The following is a 16,893-nucleotide window of genomic DNA, read 5'->3' as shown; positions in this document are numbered from 1 at the left end:
ATGGCCGCCACCGCCATCGCCGAGACCGCCACCGAGGCCCCCGAGGTGCAGGAGACCAACGACTCCGGCATCCAGGCGTTCCTGGTCACCTTCATCGTGCGCCGGTTCAACCCGGAGCTGGACGAGGAGCCGCGCTGGGTCGACTACGACGTCGAGGTCTACTCCACCGACCGCGTTCTCGACGCGCTGCACAAGATCAAGTGGGAGGTCGACGGTTCGCTCGCCTTCCGCCGATCGTGCGCCCATGGCATCTGCGGCTCGGACGCCATGCGTATCAACGGTCGCAACCGGCTCGCCTGCAAGACGCTGATCAAGGACCTCGACATCTCGAAGCCGATCTACGTCGAGGCGATCAAGGGTCTGCCGCTGGAGAAGGACCTCATCGTCGACATGGAGCCCTTCTTCGCGTCCTACCGCGAGGTGCAGCCGTTCCTCATCGCGAACTCCACCCCAGAGAAGGGCAAGGAGCGGGTGCAGTCGATCGTCGACCGCGAGCGCTTCGACGACACGACGAAGTGCATCCTCTGCGCCGCGTGCACCTCGTCGTGCCCCGTGTTCTGGACCGACGGTCAGTACTTCGGCCCCGCCGCCATCGTCAACGCGCACCGTTTCATCTTCGACTCGCGCGACGACGCCGGCGATGTGCGCCTCGACATCCTCAACGACAAGGAAGGCGTGTGGCGCTGCCGCACGACCTTCAACTGCACCGAGGCGTGCCCGCGCGGCATCCAGGTGACCAAGGCGATCGCCGAGGTCAAGCAGGCGGTCCTGCGCGGCTGACCGGATGCGGAGCCTCGCCGCCCGATCTCGCTAGGGTGAGGGCGTGAGGCGATCCCGGGACAACGACGCCGACGTGCGATTCGTGCTGCCCCAAGACGAGAGCTCCTTGCGGGAGCGGTGGGATTCGGCGCAGGCGAGCTTGCGCGAACGTCTCGATGAGCCGATCGAGAAGGCGACGGAACTCACCCGTCGCACCCTCGCCTGGTTCCCCATCCGGGTCTGGCGGCACTTCCTCCAGCACAACGGCTTCCTGCTGGCCGCGGGCGTCAGTTACCAATCTCTGTTCGCCATCTTCGCCGGTATCTACCTCGCGGCCGCCGCGGTCGGTATCTGGCTCGGCGGCGACGACGCGGCCGTGCACCAGCTGATCGACATCGTCAACAGCTACATCCCCGCCCTCATCAGCGAGAGCGGGCTGGTCAAGCCGAGCCAGGTCGAGGCCGTCGCCTCGCAGAGCAGCGGCGGTCTGCTGCCGGTGACCGGAGCGATCGCGCTCGTGGTCGTCATCTGGACGGCGATCGGTTTCATCACCTATACCCGCCGTGCGGTGCGCGACACGTTCGGTCTCCCCTTCGACTCCCGCAGCTACATCATCCTCAAGGCGCGCGACCTGCTGGCCGCCGCCCTGTTCGGCATCGCGCTGCTCGCCGGCTGGATGCTCGTGCAGATCACCACGTGGGCACTGGATCTGCTGGCCGGGATCCTGCAGTGGCAGCCGGACTCGACGTGGTCGAGCATCCTCGCGCGCGCGCTCAGCCTGGTGGTCGCGTTCCTCGTCAACGCCGTCGCGCTCGCCCTGCTCTTCCGTTTCCTCACCGGCGCGTCGCTGCGGTGGCGGCGCATCTGGCCGGGGTCGATCCTCGGGGGCGCTGCTCTCGCCCTGCTGCAGGTGGGCGCCGGTCTCCTGCTGCGTTACACGCCGAGCAACCCGCTCATCGCGACCTTCGCCATCTTCATCGGATTCCTGCTGTGGTTCCGCATCACGGGCATCGTGATCCTCGTGGCCGCGGCGTGGATCGCGGTCTCCACATCGGACCGCGACCTGCCGCTCGTCGAGCTGAGCGATGCCGAGCGGGAAGCGCTGGAGGCGCACGCGCTATCGGTCGCCGCCCAGGTGCGTCTGCGCGAGGCTCGCGAGCGCGCCCGCCGTGCATCGTGGTGGCAGCGCCCCGCCGCCCGGCGGCGCGTCGAGCGAGCGATCGAGGAACGGGATGCGGCCGCCGCCGCCGTCGCGGCGTTGACCACTCGGCCCACGTTCCGGCACTTCCTCGACTGAGCGTCCGTGTCGGTGGCGCCGGATACGCTGAAAGGCGTGTCCCGAACCCTCCGCATCGCCTCTGTCAATGTCAACGGAATCCGCGCCGCGGTGAGAAACGGCATGGCGGGCTGGCTCGACAGCGCGGAAGTCGACATCCTGACGCTGCAGGAGGTGCGCGCCGAGCTCGCCCATCTGGAGAGCGCGCTGCCGGGGTGGGAGCTCGTGCACGACGAGTCGCTCACCAAGGGTCGCTCCGGAGTGGCGGTGGCCAGCCGCATCCCGATCACCGCATCACGCATCGAGCTCGGCGACGAGAGCGTCGACTCCCGCGGCCGGTGGATCGAGGCCGACGTCGAGGTCGACGGCGAGCAGCTCACCGTGGTCAGCGCCTACGTGCACTCCGGCGAAGACGGCACTCCCCGGCAGGACGCGAAGTACGGATTCCTCGACGCGATGAGCGTCCGCCTCGTCGAGCTTGCTCAGAACGACGCACTGGCGCTCGTCACCGGCGACCTCAACGTCGGGCACCGCCCGCTCGACATCAAGAACTGGCGCGGCAATCAGAAGAAGGCGGGGTTCCTGCCCCGCGAGCGCTCGTACTTCGACCGCTTCTTCGGCGATGCCGGCTCTCTGGTGACCGGCGTCGACGGCGTCGAGGGCGTCGGGCTCGGATGGGTCGATGTGGGGCGCCGCTTCGCGGGTGAGATCGACGGTCCGTACACGTGGTGGTCCAACCGCGGCCAGGCCTTCGACAATGACACGGGCTGGCGCATCGACTACCACATGGCCACGCCCACCCTCGCGACGCGTGTGGCCGACTATCGGGTGGCGCGGGCCGCGTCGTACGCCGAGCGGTGGAGCGATCACGCCCCCGTCGTGGCCGACTACCGACTGGGCGTCTGAGGGGCGACGGCGCACCGCATCCGGGTCCGTAGAATCGACGGGTGAGCAAAGCGCGCCTGTACTCCGGAATGCAGCCTTCGGCCGACTCCCTCCAGATCGGCAACTACATCGGGGCTCTGCTGCAGTGGCGCGACCTGCAGGAGTCCTACGACGCGTTCTTCTCCGTCGTCGACCTGCACGCGCTCACGCAGCCGAACGATCCGGCCGAGCTCCGCGCGAAGACCCGGCGCACGGCCGCCCAGTACATCGCCGCCGGAATCGAGCCCTCGAAATCGGCGCTGTACGTGCAGTCACACGTTCCCGCGCACGCAGAGCTGGCCTGGGTCCTGTCGACGATCACGGGCTTCGGCGAGGCCGGCCGCATGACGCAGTTCAAGGACAAGTCGCAGCGGTACGGGAGCGACGCGACCAACGTGGGCCTGTTCACCTACCCGGTGCTCATGGCGGCCGACATCCTGCTGTACCAGACCAACGTGGTGCCCGTCGGCGACGACCAGAAGCAGCACGTCGAGCTGACCCGCGACCTGGCCGAGCGCTTCAACGCACGCTACGGCAAGACCTTCACGGTGCCGACACCCGTCATCCAGCAGGACACGGCCCGCATCTACGACCTGCAGAACCCGACGTCGAAGATGTCAAAGTCGGCGGAGTCCGACGCGGGAGTGCTGTGGCTGCTGGACGACCCGGCCGTCAGTGCGAAGAAGATCATGCGCGCGGTGACCGACTCCGAGGGCGTGGTGCGCTACGACCGCGAGACCAAGCCCGGCGTGTCGAACCTGCTCGTGATCTTCGCCGCTCTCACGGGCCGTCAGATCCCCGCCATCGAGGACGAGTTCGCGGGCCGCGGCTACGGCGACTTCAAAAAGGCGCTGGCCGAGGTCGTCGTGTCGGAGTTCGGCCCGGTGCGCGAGCGCGCCCTGGCCATGCTCGACGACCCCGCCGAACTCGACCGTGCCCTGGCCGTCAACGCACAGAAGGCCTCTGCCGTCGCGGAGCAGACTCTCGGCGACGTCTACGACCGCATCGGCCTCCTCCGCCGCAGCTGACACCGGAGGCGCCTCGGCTGCGGTGGTGCGCGGGCCCGATTCGCTCTCCCGCGCACAACTCAGTCATATCGGCGCGGCTTCCCGCCTCCGGCCCTCGAACCCGCCGGTTCGGCGGTGTCGTGCGCGGCGCGCACGACACCGCCGTCCCCGCCTCCCGGGGGCACCGAGCACAACTCAGCCATATCCCGGTTCACGACAGCGATGACGCCGCGCAGCCCTCGCCATGGCTGAGTTGTGCAGGTTTCTGTGCCCCGTCACCGCCGCCGTCTGGGAACGAGGATTCCGCGGACCGCGGCCATCACGACCTCCGGTCGGTAGAGTATTTCCTCGGCCATGACACGCAATGTCGCATAGCCTGCTTCAGCGGCCGCGCGGTCTCTCCTGCGGTCTTCGCGGTGCTGCATCCAGTCGCTGTGGAATGCGCGACTATCGCATTCGATGATCAGCCAGCCGTTCGCGAGGAAGTCGACACGCCCTACACCGCGCACGTGCACCTGGATGTCGAACATGCAGCCGAGCTGCCGGAGGATCAGGCGCAGCAGAGACTCCGGCCCGGACTCCGACCTCGGGTCGAGAAGTCCTCGCAGGGCTCGATAGCGCGTCGGTAGGCGCGCGAACAGCTCGTCCAGCTGGTCGAGTCGGAGGAAACCGAGATGCAGCGCACTGTCCAGCGTTGCCACGGCGACCCGCGGGTCCTGGCAGCGGACGGCTTGCGCCAGCGCCTCCAGAACCGGCACTGCGGGATGCCTCCGCGTCGCGTTGCTCACCCGCCAGTGCGCGGCGACGCGCGGTGGGCGCGGAGGCAGGCGGGCGGATCCGCGCTCGACCTGCACGTGCAGGCGTTCCCCGGAGAGCACGAACACGCCGAGTTCCCGGAGCAGACTGACGCAGTCGAGGCGGCCCCCGTAGCCAACGGATTCGTGCAGCGAGGCGGGGGCGTGCCCCGCCAAGTAGCGATCGCGACGCACGCGCAGCAGGGTGCCGGCATCCAGTTGCGCGTTGATCTGAGCCCGCGTCAGCCCTTCGCGCCGTAGGTCGCGATAGCCGAGAACGGCGAAGTCGAGGATGTCGGTCGAGGCATTCACGCCGTGATTCTGCGCACGCACCCCGTTGCCACGCCGGCGGGATGCGGCATCCTCCGGACGACACGCGGCGGGTCCGGCCACTGAGGAGAGCTGTTCACGGGTCACAGCGCAGCCAGAAGCCCGCCTGGTCCGCTCTCTCAGCTCCTCGCGCTCCTTTTGGGCTGAGATGTGCGCGTCGGCCCACCGTCACGGAGCTGTCCGGCGAGCACGGTACGGAGTCGCCAGCCCGTGCGGCGCGGCGTATGGCGTGCTCGTCGTCAGACACGGCTCAGCCAGAAAACGACTCGGCCGCGATTGACGCGCTTCCGGGCGAGGTCCTGACTGAGTTGTGCCGCCGCTGTCCCAGGGCTGGGGGTCAGCCGCCGGCGAGGGCGTCGACGGCGAAACGGATGTGGCGCTCTGCGAGGTCGGCGGCGGCGGCACCGTCGTGTCGTTCGATGGCGTCGAGCAGCTCGACGTGCTGCGTGTGCAGCACCGCAGCCAACTGCTCCCAGTCCGCATAGTCGCGGAGGGCTTCGAGGATGCGGCTGCTCAGCGACTCCCGGATCGCGACCGTCATCGATGCGACCAGCCGATTGCCCCCGGCCTGTGCGATCGCGACGTGGAACGCCGTGTCGGTGTCGTTGTACTCCGCGGGGCCAAGCCCTGCGACCGCTCCGGCCTCCAGCACGGCGCGGATCGCGGCGATGGCGTCGGCATCGGCGTTTCGCGCGGCGAGTTCGGCGCTCGAGCGTTCGAGCACGATGCGCGCCTCGATGACATCGGGGTAGGGGTAGTTCGCGAGAGCCGCGTGCAGCCGCAGGAAGCGGGTGAGCGCCGCATCCGGCAGCGCGGCGACGAAGGTTCCCGCATCTGCGCCCGCTCCGACCTGGGCGCGCAGCACGCCCTGCCCCTCGAGAACACGCACAGCCTCGCGGACGCCCGCCCGGCTCACGCCGAGGCGCGCGGCGAGCTCGCGCTCCGAGGGAAGCGGATCGTCCACCCGCAGCGACCCCGCCATGATCTGGTCCTCGATCGCCTGGATGACGAGTTCGTGCGCGCGACTGCGCTGCACAGGTGCCCATTCCGGGGTGCGCTGATCTGTCACCGGGGTATCCTCTCGCCTTCGAGCCGAACGCAACCGGCGGGTTGACGTCGCCGAGGCCGGGGTCTACTGTACCGCAGAGGTCAGACCAATAGATACGCCCTCTGCGCCGCGTGCTCCCACCTCGAAGGACGATGATGAGTCCCGTCAGCCGACAGCTCCCCCAACCGCGCGAACTGCTCGAACTCATGCAGTTCAAGACCCCGGATCTGAACGCGAAGCGTCGCCGACTCTCTGCAGCGCTCACGATCGACGACCTCCGGCGTATCGCGAAGCGCCGTACTCCGAAGGCCGCCTTCGACTACACCGATGGCGCAGCGGATGGGGAGATCTCGCTGCAGCGAGCCCGCCAGGCGTTCCGCGACATCGAGTTCCACCCCTCGATCCTGCGCGACGTCTCGCACGTCGACACCGGCACGACGATCTTCGGCGGCCCTTCCGCCCTCCCCTTCGGCATCGCACCGACCGGATTCACCCGTCTGATGCAGACGGAGGGCGAGTACGCGGGCGCCGCCGCCGCCGGGGCCGCCGGCATCCCCTTCACCCTCTCGACCCTCGGAACGACGTCGATCGAGAACGTGAAGGCGACCAATCCGCACGGTCGCAACTGGTTCCAGCTGTACGTCATGCGCGATCGCGACATCTCCTACGGGCTCGTCGAACGGGCGGCGAAGGCAGGCTTCGACACTCTGTTCTTCACCGTCGACACCCCCGTTGCGGGCGCGCGTCTGCGCGACAAGCGCAACGGATTCTCCATCCCACCCCAGCTCAGCATCAGCACGGTCGTCAACGCGATCCCCCGCCCCTGGTGGTGGTTCGACTTCCTGACCACGCCGAAGCTCGAGTTCGCGTCGCTGACCACGACCGGCGGCACCGTCGGCGAACTGCTCAACAACGCGATGGACCCCTCCATCTCCTTCGAGGACCTCGACATCATCCGCTCGCTGTGGCCCGGCAAGATCGTCATCAAGGGCGTGCAGAACGTTCCGGATGCGCGCAAACTCGTCGATCTCGGCGTCGATGGACTGGTCCTGTCCAATCACGGCGGCCGCCAGCTCGACCGGGCACCCATCCCCTTCCATCTGCTGCCGGAGGTGGTGCGCGAGGTCGGACGCGACACGGAGATCGCGATCGACACCGGCATCATGGATGGCGCCGACATCGTCGCGTCGATCGCCATGGGCGCGAAGTTCACGCTCATCGGCCGCGCCTACCTCTACGGGCTGATGGCCGGTGGGCGGGCAGGCGTCGACCGGGCGATCGCCATCCTGGCCGAGCAGGTCGAGCGCACGATGAAGCTGCTCCAGGTGAGCGAGCTCGCCGAGCTGACACCGGCTCATGTGACCCAGCTGCAGCGCCTCGCACCGCGGTCCACGGGCGAGGTACGGGTCTGACGCACGCGGTAGCGTGACGGGATGCTGCCCATCGTCCTCCGCACCGCGCGGCTCGAGCTGTCGGCGCCGACCGCATCCGACGCCGACGCCATCTACGAGGCCTGTCAGGACCCGGCCATCCCGTTCTTCACAACCGTCCCCTCGCCCTACCCGCGTGAGTACGCCGATCAGTTCGTGACGCAGGCCCTCACGCGCTGGGAGGAGCTCTCGCACGCGACGTGGGCGATCCGCCTCAACGGCGCGCTCGCGGGCATGATCGGCCTGCACGATCTGCACGACACGGGCTCGGCGGAGCTCGGCTTCTGGGTATCCGCCCCTGCACGCGGGCAAGGCATCGTGCAGGAGGCCGCGGAGGCGGTCATCGACTGGGGTTTCTCGACCGACGCACTCGAGCTCGTGCGCCTGGAGTGGCGCGCGGCCGTGGGGAACACGGCGTCCGCTCGGGCGGCGCAGGCGCTGGGGTTCCGTTTCGAAGGGACTCTGCGCCAGGCGCTTCGCAACGGCCACGGCCAGCGCAGCGACGGATGGATCGCAAGCCTGCTGGCGGCGGATGATCGCACGCGGCAGGAGTGGCCGATAGCCCTCTGACGGCGTCCGCGGTGCGTGGCAGGATGGCGCCATGCCCGAGATGCCGGAGGTCCAGGGACTCGTCGACTTCCTCGGTGCGCGCCTGACGGGTCTGGAGATCACCCGCGCACGGGTCAGCGCGATCTCTGCGCTGAAGACCTACGACCCGCCGATCGACGTTCTCGTGGGTGCTCGCGTCGAATCGGTCGCCCGCCGCGGCAAGTTCGTCGAGATCGCCACGGATGCGGGAGTGCACCTCGTCTTCCACCTCGCGAAGGCGGGCTGGCTGCGCTGGCACGACGCGCTGCCGACGACGGTGATCAAACCGGGCCGCTCCCCCATCGCGCTGCGGGTGGGCTTCGCCGACGGCTCGGGGTTCGATCTGACCGAGGCCGGCACGAAGAAGTCGCTCGCCGTGTCGGTGGTGCGCAGCGCCGCTGATGTTCCCGGTATCGCCCGGCTCGGCCCCGATCCGCTCGACCCCGCCTTCACGCGCGACGCGCTGGCCGCGCTCCTCGCCGGTCGCCGTACACAGATCAAGGGCGTTCTGCGGGATCAATCGGTCATCGCCGGAATCGGCAACGCCTACTCCGACGAAGTCCTCCACGTCGCGCGGCTCTCGCCGTACGCGCTGGCAGCCACGCTCGACGACGCAGAGATCGACACTCTGTACTCCGCGACGATCGACACCCTGCGCGACGCGGTGGAGGCCGCATCCGGCAAACCACCTGCGGAGCTGAAAGACGCCAAGCGGCGCGGGATGCGGGTGCACGGCCGGCAGGGCGAGGCGTGCCCGGTGTGCGGCGACCTCGTGCGATCGGTCTTCTTCGCCGACAACTCGCTGGAGTACTGCGCGACGTGCCAGACCGGCGGCAAGGTGCTGGCGGACCGACGCCTGTCTCGCCTGCTGAAGTGAGAGACGTGCCGGTGCATGTCCGGGAATGAAACGGACGTTCCGGCGTTGACTACACTCAGTGCAGAACGTGCTCCGGGGTCGGTGAGAATCCGAACCGGCGGTGACAGTCCGCGAGCGTGATCCTTCGCGAGGAGGGGATCGCCGATCCGGTGGAATTCCGGGACCGACGGTGATGCGACGCAGGTCGCGAGTCCGGATGGGAGGCGCACGAGCGCTCAGCGGCGTGTCCGCGAGCGCCGCGACGGCTACCCGGAGCCCGCCGATCAGGAGGCCCGAGAGATGCCGGTGAGCGAGACCGAGGAACGCGCGATGGCGCGAGCGCTGGAGCTTGCCCGGCGGGGCCCCGTCGGCGTGAACCCGCAGGTCGGCGCCGTACTCCTCTCCCCTGACGGCGATGTGATCGCCGAGGGCTGGCATCACGGCGCTGGCACGGCACACGCCGAAGTCGACGCGCTGTCGCAGGCCGATCCGGATGCGGTGCGCGGCGCGACCGCCGTGGTCACCCTCGAGCCGTGCAACCACACCGGCCGCACCGGTCCGTGCGCTCTCGCGCTCATCGAGGCGGGTGTCGCCCGGGTCGTCTACGCGATGGGCGACCCCACCCCCACCGCATCCGGCGGTGCCGAGCGGCTGCGCGCCGCAGGCGTCGAGGTCGAGTCCGGCGTACGTGCCGACCAGGCGCAGGAACTGCTCGCCTCGTGGACCGAGGCGCAGCGGCTGGGCCGCCCGCATGTGACCGTGAAGTGGGCGCAGAGCCTCGACGGCCGCGCGGCGGCGGCCGACGGCTCCAGCCAGTGGATCACCGGCTCGGAGGCCAGGGAGGATGTGCACCGCCGTCGCGCGAGCGCCGACGCGATCGTGGCGGGCACCGGCACCGTCCTCGCGGACGATCCGGCTCTGACCGCTCGTACGCCCGACGGCGAGCTGCGGCCGACGCAGCCGCGACCCGTCGTGATCGGCGAACGCGACCTCCCCGCCGACGCCGCCGTGCACCGCCATCCGAAGGCGCTCTGGCACCTGCGAACGCGCGATCTGCGCGAGGCGCTGGCGACACTGCACGAGCGCGGTGTTCAGCGGGTGTTCGTCGAGGGCGGCCCGCACCTGCAGAGCGCTCTGCTGCGCGAGGGACTCGTGGACGAGCTGCTGACCTACGTCGCGCCTGTGCTTCTCGGCGGCGACCGCGTCGCCCTCGACGACCTCGGTGTCGGCGACATCTCCCAGGCGCGCCGCCTGCAGCTGCTCGAGACCCGCCGACTCGGCGACGATCTGCTGCTCATCTCGCGGCCCGCCGCATCCGCCGAAGAATCCCCCTCCGATCGAGAAGGAGCCCACTGATGTTCACCGGGATCGTGGAAGAGATCGGCACCGTCACCCGCACGGAGGCCTCGGGTGACGGCGTGCGCCTCACGGTGAACGCGCCCCGCGCGGTGTCGGATGCGGCCCACGGCGACTCGATCTCGGTCTCGGGCGTGTGCCTCACCGTGGTCGACCAGGGCGAGGACTGGTTCACCGCCGATGTGATGCGCCAGACGCTGGATGTCACCGCGATCGGTGGTGTCACCGAGGGCACGTCCGTCAACATCGAGCGCGCGACGGCCGCCGGCGGACGCCTGGGCGGCCACATCGTGCAGGGCCACGTCGACGGCACGGGCCGCGTGCTCGAGGTGCGCCCCGGCACCGAGTGGCGCGTCATCCGCATCTCGCTGCCGGCGGAGCTCGCTCCGCTCGTTGTCGACAAGGGCTCGATCGCCCTCGACGGCGTCTCGCTGACGGTGAGCGCGGCGAGCGATCCGTCGGTCGAGGAGGCCTGGTTCGAGGTGTCCCTCATTCCCGAGACGCTCGCGGCCACGACACTCGGCGAGCGCGTCGTTGGCGACATCGTCAATCTGGAGACCGACATCCTGGCGCGTCACGTGCAGCGGCTGCTGGCCTTCACCCCCGCAACGGAAGGTGGCTCGCGATGAGTCTGAGTTCCATTCCCGAGGCCCTCGAGGCCCTCGCCGCCGGTCGACCGGTGATCGTCGCCGACGACGAGAACCGTGAGAACGAGGGCGATGTGATCCTCTCGGCGCAGCTCGCGACCCCCGAGTGGATCGCGTGGACGGTGCGCTGGTCGAGCGGTTTCATCTGCGCCCCCATGCCCGCGGAGTGGGCGGACCGCCTGGATCTTCCTCCCATGGTCGAGGTGAACCAGGATGCGCGCGGCACCGCGTACACGGTGAGCGTCGACGCCGCATCCGGGGTGACGACCGGTATCAGCGCCGCCGACCGGGCGCACACCCTGAACGTGCTGGCGGATCCCGCATCCGCGCCCTCGTCGGTGAACCGCCCGGGCCACATCCTGCCGCTGCGCGCGGTGGACGGCGGCGTGCGCGAGCGCGGCGGCCACACGGAGGCGGCTGTCGACCTCATGCGCCTCGCCGGTCTCGAGCCGGTCGGCGCGATCGCCGAGATCGTCGACGAGGACGGCAGCATGATGCGCCTTCCCGGTCTCATGGCCCTCGGCGAGCGCGACGGCATCCCCGTCATCACGATCGAGCAGCTCGTCGGCTACCTGGACGAGGTGGACCCGCGCGAGGAGCCGTCGGCCGCTGCCTCGCACCGTCGACGGGTGAGCCTGCGCGCCGAGGCGACGGTTCCCACCTCGCACGGCGAGTTCCGCTTCCTCGCCTACAAGGACCGCGTGACGGGCACCGACCACCTGGCCGTCGTCAAGGGCGAGCTCGAGGATGCACCGCTCGTGCGCGTGCATTCGGAATGCCTGACAGGAGAGGCGTTCGGTTCGCTGAAGTGCGAGTGCGGGCCGCAGCTGGATGCGGCGCTCGACCGCATCGAGAAGGACGGCGGCGTGGTCGTCTACATGCGCGGCCACGAGGGTCGCGGCATCGGCCTCATCAACAAGCTGCGCGCGTACAACCTGCAGGAGCGGGGCCTGGACACGGTCGACGCGAACCTGGCGCTGGGTCTTCCCGCCGACGCGCGCGACTACGCCGCCGCCGCCGGCATCCTCGCCGACCTCGGCGTCGAGCGGGTGCGCCTGCTGACCAACAACACCGACAAGGTCACGCAGCTGCGCGCCCTCGGCCTCGACGTGGTCGAGCAGGTCCCGCTGCTCGTGGGCGTCGGCCCCAACAACCACCAGTACCTCGCCACCAAGCGCGACCGGATGGGACACATCATCGCGGACGAGGACCTCACCGAAGCGCTCGCGCAGATGAAGGAGAACCGATGAGCGGCCACGGCGCCCCCCAGCAGACCGAGATCGACGCCCGCGGCCTTCGGGCCGTCATCGTCGCCGGAACCTGGCACGAGACGATCAGCGACGGCCTCATCGCCGGTGCGGAGCGGGTGCTCACCGCATCCGGCGCCGACTACACGATCGTGCGCGTCGCGGGCTCCTTCGAACTCCCCGTCGTGGCCAAGTCGGCGCTGGAGTCCGGCGCCGACGCGGTCATCGCCCTCGGCGTGATCATCCGGGGCGGCACACCCCACTTCGAGTTCGTCTCCGCCGCCGCCACCGAGGGCCTGACCCGCGTCGCCCTCGACACCGGCAAGCCGGTCGGCTTCGGCGTGCTGACGCTCGACGACGAGAAGCAGGGGCTCGATCGCGCGGGGCTCGCCGGCTCGAAGGAGGACAAGGGCGCGGAGGCGGCGGATGCGGCACTGCGCACCGCCCTCACGCTTCGCGAGCTCCGCGCCTGAACGGCTTAGAATGACCAACCTTCAGTAATACATAAGGTATGGTGGCGGGCATGGAGATCCTGCGTCACATCGTCGTCCTCGTGCACCTCGTCGGCTTCGCCATCCTCTTCGGAGCATGGGTCGTGGAAGCCGCCAGCCGCCGCATCCGCGTCACCCGCCTGATGAGCCTCGGCATGACCATCGCCGCAGTCGCCGGCCTGGCCCTTGCCGCCCCGTGGGGCATCGACTACCAGCTGAACTACGTCAAGATCGGCGTCAAGATCGTCGTGCTGCTCATCATCGGCGCACTTCTCGGCATCGGCGCGGCTCGCCAGCGTCGCACCGACTCGCTGCCCGCGGCCATCTTCTGGCCGATCGGCATCCTCACCCTCGCCAACGCCGCCATCGCGGTCATCTGGCGCTGAGGAGTTCGCGTCCCGGCCACCTCGGCGCCGGGACGCGAACCTGGGCGTAAACTGTGTGTTCGTGCGCCGGCGACACCGCCGACGCCCCGGTGACCCAGCGATGTGACGCCCGGTGCACCACCCCCGCCCGAGCACTCGCCGCCGGCGCGTTCCCACGAGGACGCCTCTCGCTCTTCCGACAGGTCTGTCCTCCCCCATGTCTTCTGCCACCGCAACGGCTCCCGCGAACTCCCGCGCCCGCGTCATCACCGCGAGCCTCGTGGGAACCACCATCGAGTTCTACGACTTCTACGCCTACGCGACCGCCGCGGTCCTCGTCTTCCCGGTCCTCTTCTTCCCGACCGGAGACGACACCACCTCCCTGCTCGCCTCGTTCGGCGTCTTCGGCGCCGCGATGATCGCGCGCCCCATCGGGGCGTTCGTGTTCGGGCACTTCGGCGACCGCTTCGGCCGCAAGGCGACCCTGGTCGCGTCCCTCCTCACCATGGGGGTGGCGACCTTCCTCATCGGATGCCTGCCCACCTACCAGGTGGTCGGGTGGTGGGCGGCGCTGCTGCTTCTCGTGCTGCGCCTGGCTCAGGGATTCGCACTCGGCGGGGAGTGGTCGGGGGCGGCGTTGGTCGCGACCGAGAACGCGCCGAAGGGCAAGCGGGCCTGGTACGGCACCTTCCCGCAGCTGGGCGCGCCCATCGGCTTCATCATCGCGAACACGATCTTCCTCGCGATCAACTTCGCCCTCCCGCATCCGGACGGCACCGCGCAGCGCTCGGAGGCGTTCCTGGCCTGGGGGTGGCGTGTGCCGTTCCTGTTCTCGGCCGTCATGGTGATCATCGGTCTCTGGGTGCGTCTGCGCCTGGTCGAGTCCGACACGTTCCAGAAGGCGGAGAAGAAGGGCGCGCTGCGCAAGTTCCCGCTGGGCGAGGTCATCCGGGGCCACTGGCGTCCACTGATCCTCGGCACGTTCATCATGCTGGCGACCTACGTGCTGTTCTACCTGATGACGAACTTCACCCTCACGTACGGCACCAAACCGACCCTTGCGGGGGCGGAGGCGGCGGCGCAGGCATCCGGCACGGCCTTCGACGCCGGCGTCTATGTCGCAGGGCAGGGCTTCGGATACATCGACTTCGTGATCATGCAGATCATCGGCGTCGTGTTCTTCGGCGTCTTCACCCTGCTGTCGGGACCGGTCGCCGACGCCATCGGACGCCGCAAGCTCCTCATCTGGATCACCGCGGCGATCATCGTGTTCGGACTCACGTTCAACCTGTTCCTGCTGCCGATGACCGACCCCAAGTTCACGGGCGCGCTCACGCAGGCCTTCCTCGTGTTCGGCTTCATGCTCATGGGCGCCACATTCGGACCGATGGGAGCGCTGCTGCCGGAGCTGTTCCCGACGAACGTGCGGTACACCGGCTCGGCGATCTCGTACAACGTGGCGTCGATCCTCGGCGCGGCCGTCGCCCCCTCGATCGCGCTCGGCCTGTGGACCGCGGCCGGCGGGCAGCCGTGGCTCGTGGGCCTGTACCTGTCCGGGTCGGCGGTGCTGACTCTCATCGCGCTGATCCTGTCGAAGGAGACCCGCGACATCGACTACGACGAGAACCTCGGCCTCGGCGAGACCGCGTCGCTGTAGCCCGCCGCATCCCCTTCCCACTCCCCTTCTTCCGCGAGACTGCATTTCGAGCACGAGATCACGGGTAAACACCGTGATCTCGTGCCGAAAGTGCAGTCTCGCGGTGCGTGGGCCGGGGCGGCGACCGCGGCGTGCGAGCGGAGGTACGGTCGAGGGAGCACAACCCGCCGATCGAGGTCGCCCATGTCCAGCCCCGCCCCCGCCCGCCGCAGTCCCTTCGCGCGCCCGAAGAAGGATGACGGACCGCGCGCCAGCCTGCGCCAGTTGCTGCCGTTCCTCTTCGAGCACAAGCGGGTGCTCGTGGTGGTCACCGTGCTCAGTATCGTTGCCGCGGTCACGACGCTCGCGCAGCCGCTGCTGGTGGGGGAGCTGATCGCCCGCGTGCAGGCGAACGAGGCCCTCGGAATGCTCGTGTGGGGTCTGGTCGCGCTGGTCGTCGGCTCGTCGCTGGTCTCCGGCTATCAGCACTACCTGCTGCAGCGCACGGGCACCGCGGTCGTCTTCTCGAGCCGTCGCCGGCTGATCGCCCGCATCCTGCACCTGCCGATCCGCGAGTTCGACGCGAGGCGCACCGGCGACCTCGTCTCGCGGGTCGGAACCGATACGACGCTGCTCTACGCGGTGCTCACGCAGGGACTCGCCGATTCGGTGGGCAACGTGCTGATCTTCGTCGGCGCGGTCATCGCGATGCTGCTGATCGATCCGCTGCTGCTGCTACTGATCCTCATCGTCATCGGCGCCTCGATCGCCGTGGTCGGCGTTCTCAGCGGACGCATCCGCCGCGCGACCCGCGAGCAGCAGGAGACGGTCGGCGAGCTCGCCTCGGGCGTGGAACGGGCGGTCGGATCGATCCGCACCGTGCGCGCCGCCGGCGCCGGCGACCGCGAGCAGGCGAGCCTCGAAGGGGTGGCGAAGCGCGCGTACGGCAGCGGCGTGCGTGTCGCGAAGGCCTCCGCTCTCGTGGTGCCGGTCGCCGGGGTTGCGCTCCAGCTCTCGCTCCTCGTCGTCCTCGGCGTAGGGGGCTTTCGCGTCGCCTCGGGCGCGATCACGATCGCCAGCCTCGTCACCTTCGTGATGTTCCTCTTCTTCCTCGTGCAGCCGCTCGGCTCGTTCTTCGGTGCGATCACCTCGGTGAGCCAGGCGCTGGGCGCGCTCGGCCGCATCCAGGAGGTCCTCGACCTGCCGACCGAGACGCAGGACGACGCCGAGATCGCCGCCCACGCCGTCCCGGCGACGGATGCGGACGCCGCCGACATCGCGGTGGAGTTCCGCGACGTGCACTTCCGGTACCCGGCGGCGGTCGCCGCCGCGCGCGCCAAGACCGAGGCGGAGGCCCGCGCGCTCCTCGAGGTGGCCCGCGTGGACACGTCGGCCCTCGAAGCCGTCGCAGACGACGAGGGCGACGTGCTGCGCGGTGTCTCGCTGCGCGTGCCGCGGGGTTCCCGCGTCGCCCTGGTGGGGCCGTCGGGCGCGGGAAAGAGCACGACCCTCGCCCTCATCGAGCGCTTCTACGACCCGACGGCGGGCGCCATCCTGCTCGGCGGCCGCGACATCCGCACTCTCGATCGCGAGGAGCTGCGCTCTCAGCTGGGGTACGTGGAGCAGGACGCTCCGACGCTCGCGGGCACCCTCGGCGATAATCTGCGCCTGGCGTCGCCCGACGCGAGCGATGAGGCGTGCGAGGCGGTCCTGCGTGCCGTGAACCTCGGCGAGGTGTTGGACCGCTCCCCCGAGGGGCTCGCCGCACCCGTCGGCGAGGGCGGCGTGATGCTCTCCGGCGGTGAGCGTCAGCGCTTGGCGATCGCCCGCGCGCTGCTGGCTGCTCCCCCCATCCTGCTCCTGGACGAATCGACCTCGTCGCTGGACGGACTCAATGAGCAGCGGATGCGGGAGGCGATCGACGCCGTCGCCGAGGGACGCACCCTCATCGTGATCGCCCACCGGCTGTCGACCGTCGTCGACAGCGACCTCATCGTCGTGATGGACCACGGCCGGGTCGTCGGCGCGGGGACGCATTCCGAGCTCGTCGCCGAGGTGCCCCTCTACCGCGATCTCGCCAAGCACCAGCTCCTCGTCTGACGCCAGCGTCGCCCTCCCCGGCCGGCGCGGGCCGGCCAG

The 16,893-nt window shown here is 69.7% G+C and carries 16 protein-coding genes and 1 riboswitch; of the genes, 14 read left to right on the top strand and 2 right to left on the bottom strand.

Translation table 11 applies throughout. The features are described from left to right. The 4 genes from ACYVJS_RS02355 to trpS are packed head-to-tail and all read left to right on the top strand — an operon-like array spanning position 1 to position 3,987. Positions 1-780, top strand: a complete 780-nt coding sequence (locus ACYVJS_RS02355) for a succinate dehydrogenase iron-sulfur subunit (protein WP_460737408.1) — start codon at positions 1-3, stop codon at positions 778-780. 43 nt (positions 781-823) lie between these two features. Then, positions 824-2,056: a YihY/virulence factor BrkB family protein gene (locus ACYVJS_RS02350; RefSeq protein WP_460737406.1), complete on the top strand. Its 1,233-nt coding sequence runs from the start codon at positions 824-826 to the stop codon at positions 2,054-2,056. 36 nt (positions 2,057-2,092) lie between these two features. Continuing rightward, positions 2,093-2,941: an exodeoxyribonuclease III gene (locus ACYVJS_RS02345; protein ID WP_460737404.1), complete on the top strand. Its 849-nt coding sequence runs from the start codon at positions 2,093-2,095 to the stop codon at positions 2,939-2,941. A gap of 41 nt (positions 2,942-2,982) precedes the next feature. Beyond that, positions 2,983-3,987 (top strand): tryptophan--tRNA ligase, encoded by a 1,005-nt coding sequence (gene trpS / locus ACYVJS_RS02340; protein WP_308220868.1) that lies wholly within the window; start codon positions 2,983-2,985, stop codon positions 3,985-3,987. Positions 3,988-4,241: 254 nt separating this feature from the next. On the opposite strand, the gene ACYVJS_RS02335 is transcribed toward trpS, so the two are convergent. Together ACYVJS_RS02335 and ACYVJS_RS02330 are read right to left on the bottom strand one after the other, a co-directional pair. Continuing rightward, positions 4,242-5,072, bottom strand: coding sequence for a DUF559 domain-containing protein (locus tag ACYVJS_RS02335; protein WP_460737402.1), 831 nt, complete (start codon positions 5,070-5,072; stop codon positions 4,242-4,244). Between the two features lie 355 nt (positions 5,073-5,427). Further along, complete coding sequence (locus ACYVJS_RS02330) at positions 5,428-6,159, bottom strand: FadR/GntR family transcriptional regulator (RefSeq protein ID WP_460737400.1); 732 nt, start codon at positions 6,157-6,159, stop codon at positions 5,428-5,430. Between the two features lie 134 nt (positions 6,160-6,293). Here ACYVJS_RS02330 and ACYVJS_RS02325 point away from each other — a divergent pair, with 134 nt between their 5' ends. The 10 genes from ACYVJS_RS02325 to ACYVJS_RS02280 all read left to right on the top strand — a co-directional run bounded on the left by ACYVJS_RS02325 (position 6,294) and on the right by ACYVJS_RS02280 (position 16,854). Then, positions 6,294-7,550, top strand: a complete 1,257-nt coding sequence (locus ACYVJS_RS02325) for an alpha-hydroxy acid oxidase (protein WP_460737398.1) — start codon at positions 6,294-6,296, stop codon at positions 7,548-7,550. 21 nt (positions 7,551-7,571) lie between these two features. After that, positions 7,572-8,138 carry a GNAT family N-acetyltransferase gene (locus ACYVJS_RS02320; protein WP_460737396.1) on the top strand — a complete coding sequence of 189 codons (567 nt, stop codon included), beginning with the start codon at positions 7,572-7,574 and terminating at the stop codon, positions 8,136-8,138. Between the two features lie 31 nt (positions 8,139-8,169). Then, complete coding sequence (locus ACYVJS_RS02315) at positions 8,170-9,033, top strand: Fpg/Nei family DNA glycosylase (RefSeq protein ID WP_460737394.1); 864 nt, start codon at positions 8,170-8,172, stop codon at positions 9,031-9,033. Positions 9,034-9,097: 64 nt separating this feature from the next. Further along, a riboswitch (FMN riboswitch) is annotated at positions 9,098-9,245 on the top strand. Positions 9,246-9,312: 67 nt separating this feature from the next. Then, complete coding sequence (gene ribD, locus ACYVJS_RS02310) at positions 9,313-10,368, top strand: bifunctional diaminohydroxyphosphoribosylaminopyrimidine deaminase/5-amino-6-(5-phosphoribosylamino)uracil reductase RibD (protein ID WP_460737392.1); 1,056 nt, start codon at positions 9,313-9,315, stop codon at positions 10,366-10,368. Next, on the top strand, positions 10,368-10,997 hold the full coding sequence (locus ACYVJS_RS02305; RefSeq protein WP_460737391.1) for a riboflavin synthase: 630 nt from the start codon (positions 10,368-10,370) through the stop codon (positions 10,995-10,997). Before ribD ends, ACYVJS_RS02305 begins: the two co-directional genes overlap by 1 nt. Continuing rightward, positions 10,994-12,265 (top strand): GTP cyclohydrolase II, encoded by a 1,272-nt coding sequence (ribA, locus tag ACYVJS_RS02300; RefSeq protein WP_460737389.1) that lies wholly within the window; start codon positions 10,994-10,996, stop codon positions 12,263-12,265. Before ACYVJS_RS02305 ends, ribA begins: the two co-directional genes overlap by 4 nt. After that, entirely contained in the window at positions 12,262-12,735 is a 474-nt protein-coding gene (gene ribH, locus ACYVJS_RS02295; RefSeq protein ID WP_460737387.1) for a 6,7-dimethyl-8-ribityllumazine synthase, read from the top strand. Before ribA ends, ribH begins: the two co-directional genes overlap by 4 nt. Before the next feature lie 50 nt (positions 12,736-12,785). Then, positions 12,786-13,139 carry a Fe-S protein gene (locus tag ACYVJS_RS02290; protein WP_460737385.1) on the top strand — a complete coding sequence of 118 codons (354 nt, stop codon included), beginning with the start codon at positions 12,786-12,788 and terminating at the stop codon, positions 13,137-13,139. A gap of 196 nt (positions 13,140-13,335) precedes the next feature. Then, positions 13,336-14,775, top strand: coding sequence for an MFS transporter (locus ACYVJS_RS02285; protein ID WP_460737383.1), 1,440 nt, complete (start codon positions 13,336-13,338; stop codon positions 14,773-14,775). Between the two features lie 183 nt (positions 14,776-14,958). Continuing rightward, positions 14,959-16,854 carry an ABC transporter ATP-binding protein gene (locus ACYVJS_RS02280; protein WP_460737381.1) on the top strand — a complete coding sequence of 632 codons (1,896 nt, stop codon included), beginning with the start codon at positions 14,959-14,961 and terminating at the stop codon, positions 16,852-16,854. Positions 16,855-16,893: the final 39 nt, after the last annotated feature.

It is taken from the genome of Microbacterium neimengense (assembly GCF_054782995.1).
Note: the sequence above shows the minus strand (reverse complement) of the source record. Positions and strands in the feature narration are given on the sequence as shown.

What these genes read in the sequence shown, in the direction of transcription:
- ACYVJS_RS02280 (WP_460737381.1), top strand. Translation starts at nt 14,959, where the DNA reads ATGTCCAGCCCCGCCCCCGCCCGCCGCAGTCCCTTCGCGCGCCCGAAG.
- ACYVJS_RS02315 (WP_460737394.1), top strand. Translation starts at nt 8,170, where the DNA reads ATGCCCGAGATGCCGGAGGTCCAGGGACTCGTCGACTTCCTCGGTGCG.
- ACYVJS_RS02355 (WP_460737408.1), top strand. Translation starts at nt 1, where the DNA reads ATGGCCGCCACCGCCATCGCCGAGACCGCCACCGAGGCCCCCGAGGTG.
- ACYVJS_RS02305 (WP_460737391.1), top strand. Translation starts at nt 10,368, where the DNA reads ATGTTCACCGGGATCGTGGAAGAGATCGGCACCGTCACCCGCACGGAG.
- ribH (WP_460737387.1), top strand. Translation starts at nt 12,262, where the DNA reads ATGAGCGGCCACGGCGCCCCCCAGCAGACCGAGATCGACGCCCGCGGC.
- ACYVJS_RS02325 (WP_460737398.1), top strand. Translation starts at nt 6,294, where the DNA reads ATGAGTCCCGTCAGCCGACAGCTCCCCCAACCGCGCGAACTGCTCGAA.
- ribD (WP_460737392.1), top strand. Translation starts at nt 9,313, where the DNA reads ATGCCGGTGAGCGAGACCGAGGAACGCGCGATGGCGCGAGCGCTGGAG.
- ribA (WP_460737389.1), top strand. Translation starts at nt 10,994, where the DNA reads ATGAGTCTGAGTTCCATTCCCGAGGCCCTCGAGGCCCTCGCCGCCGGT.
- ACYVJS_RS02290 (WP_460737385.1), top strand. Translation starts at nt 12,786, where the DNA reads ATGGAGATCCTGCGTCACATCGTCGTCCTCGTGCACCTCGTCGGCTTC.
- ACYVJS_RS02285 (WP_460737383.1), top strand. Translation starts at nt 13,336, where the DNA reads ATGTCTTCTGCCACCGCAACGGCTCCCGCGAACTCCCGCGCCCGCGTC.
- ACYVJS_RS02320 (WP_460737396.1), top strand. Translation starts at nt 7,572, where the DNA reads ATGCTGCCCATCGTCCTCCGCACCGCGCGGCTCGAGCTGTCGGCGCCG.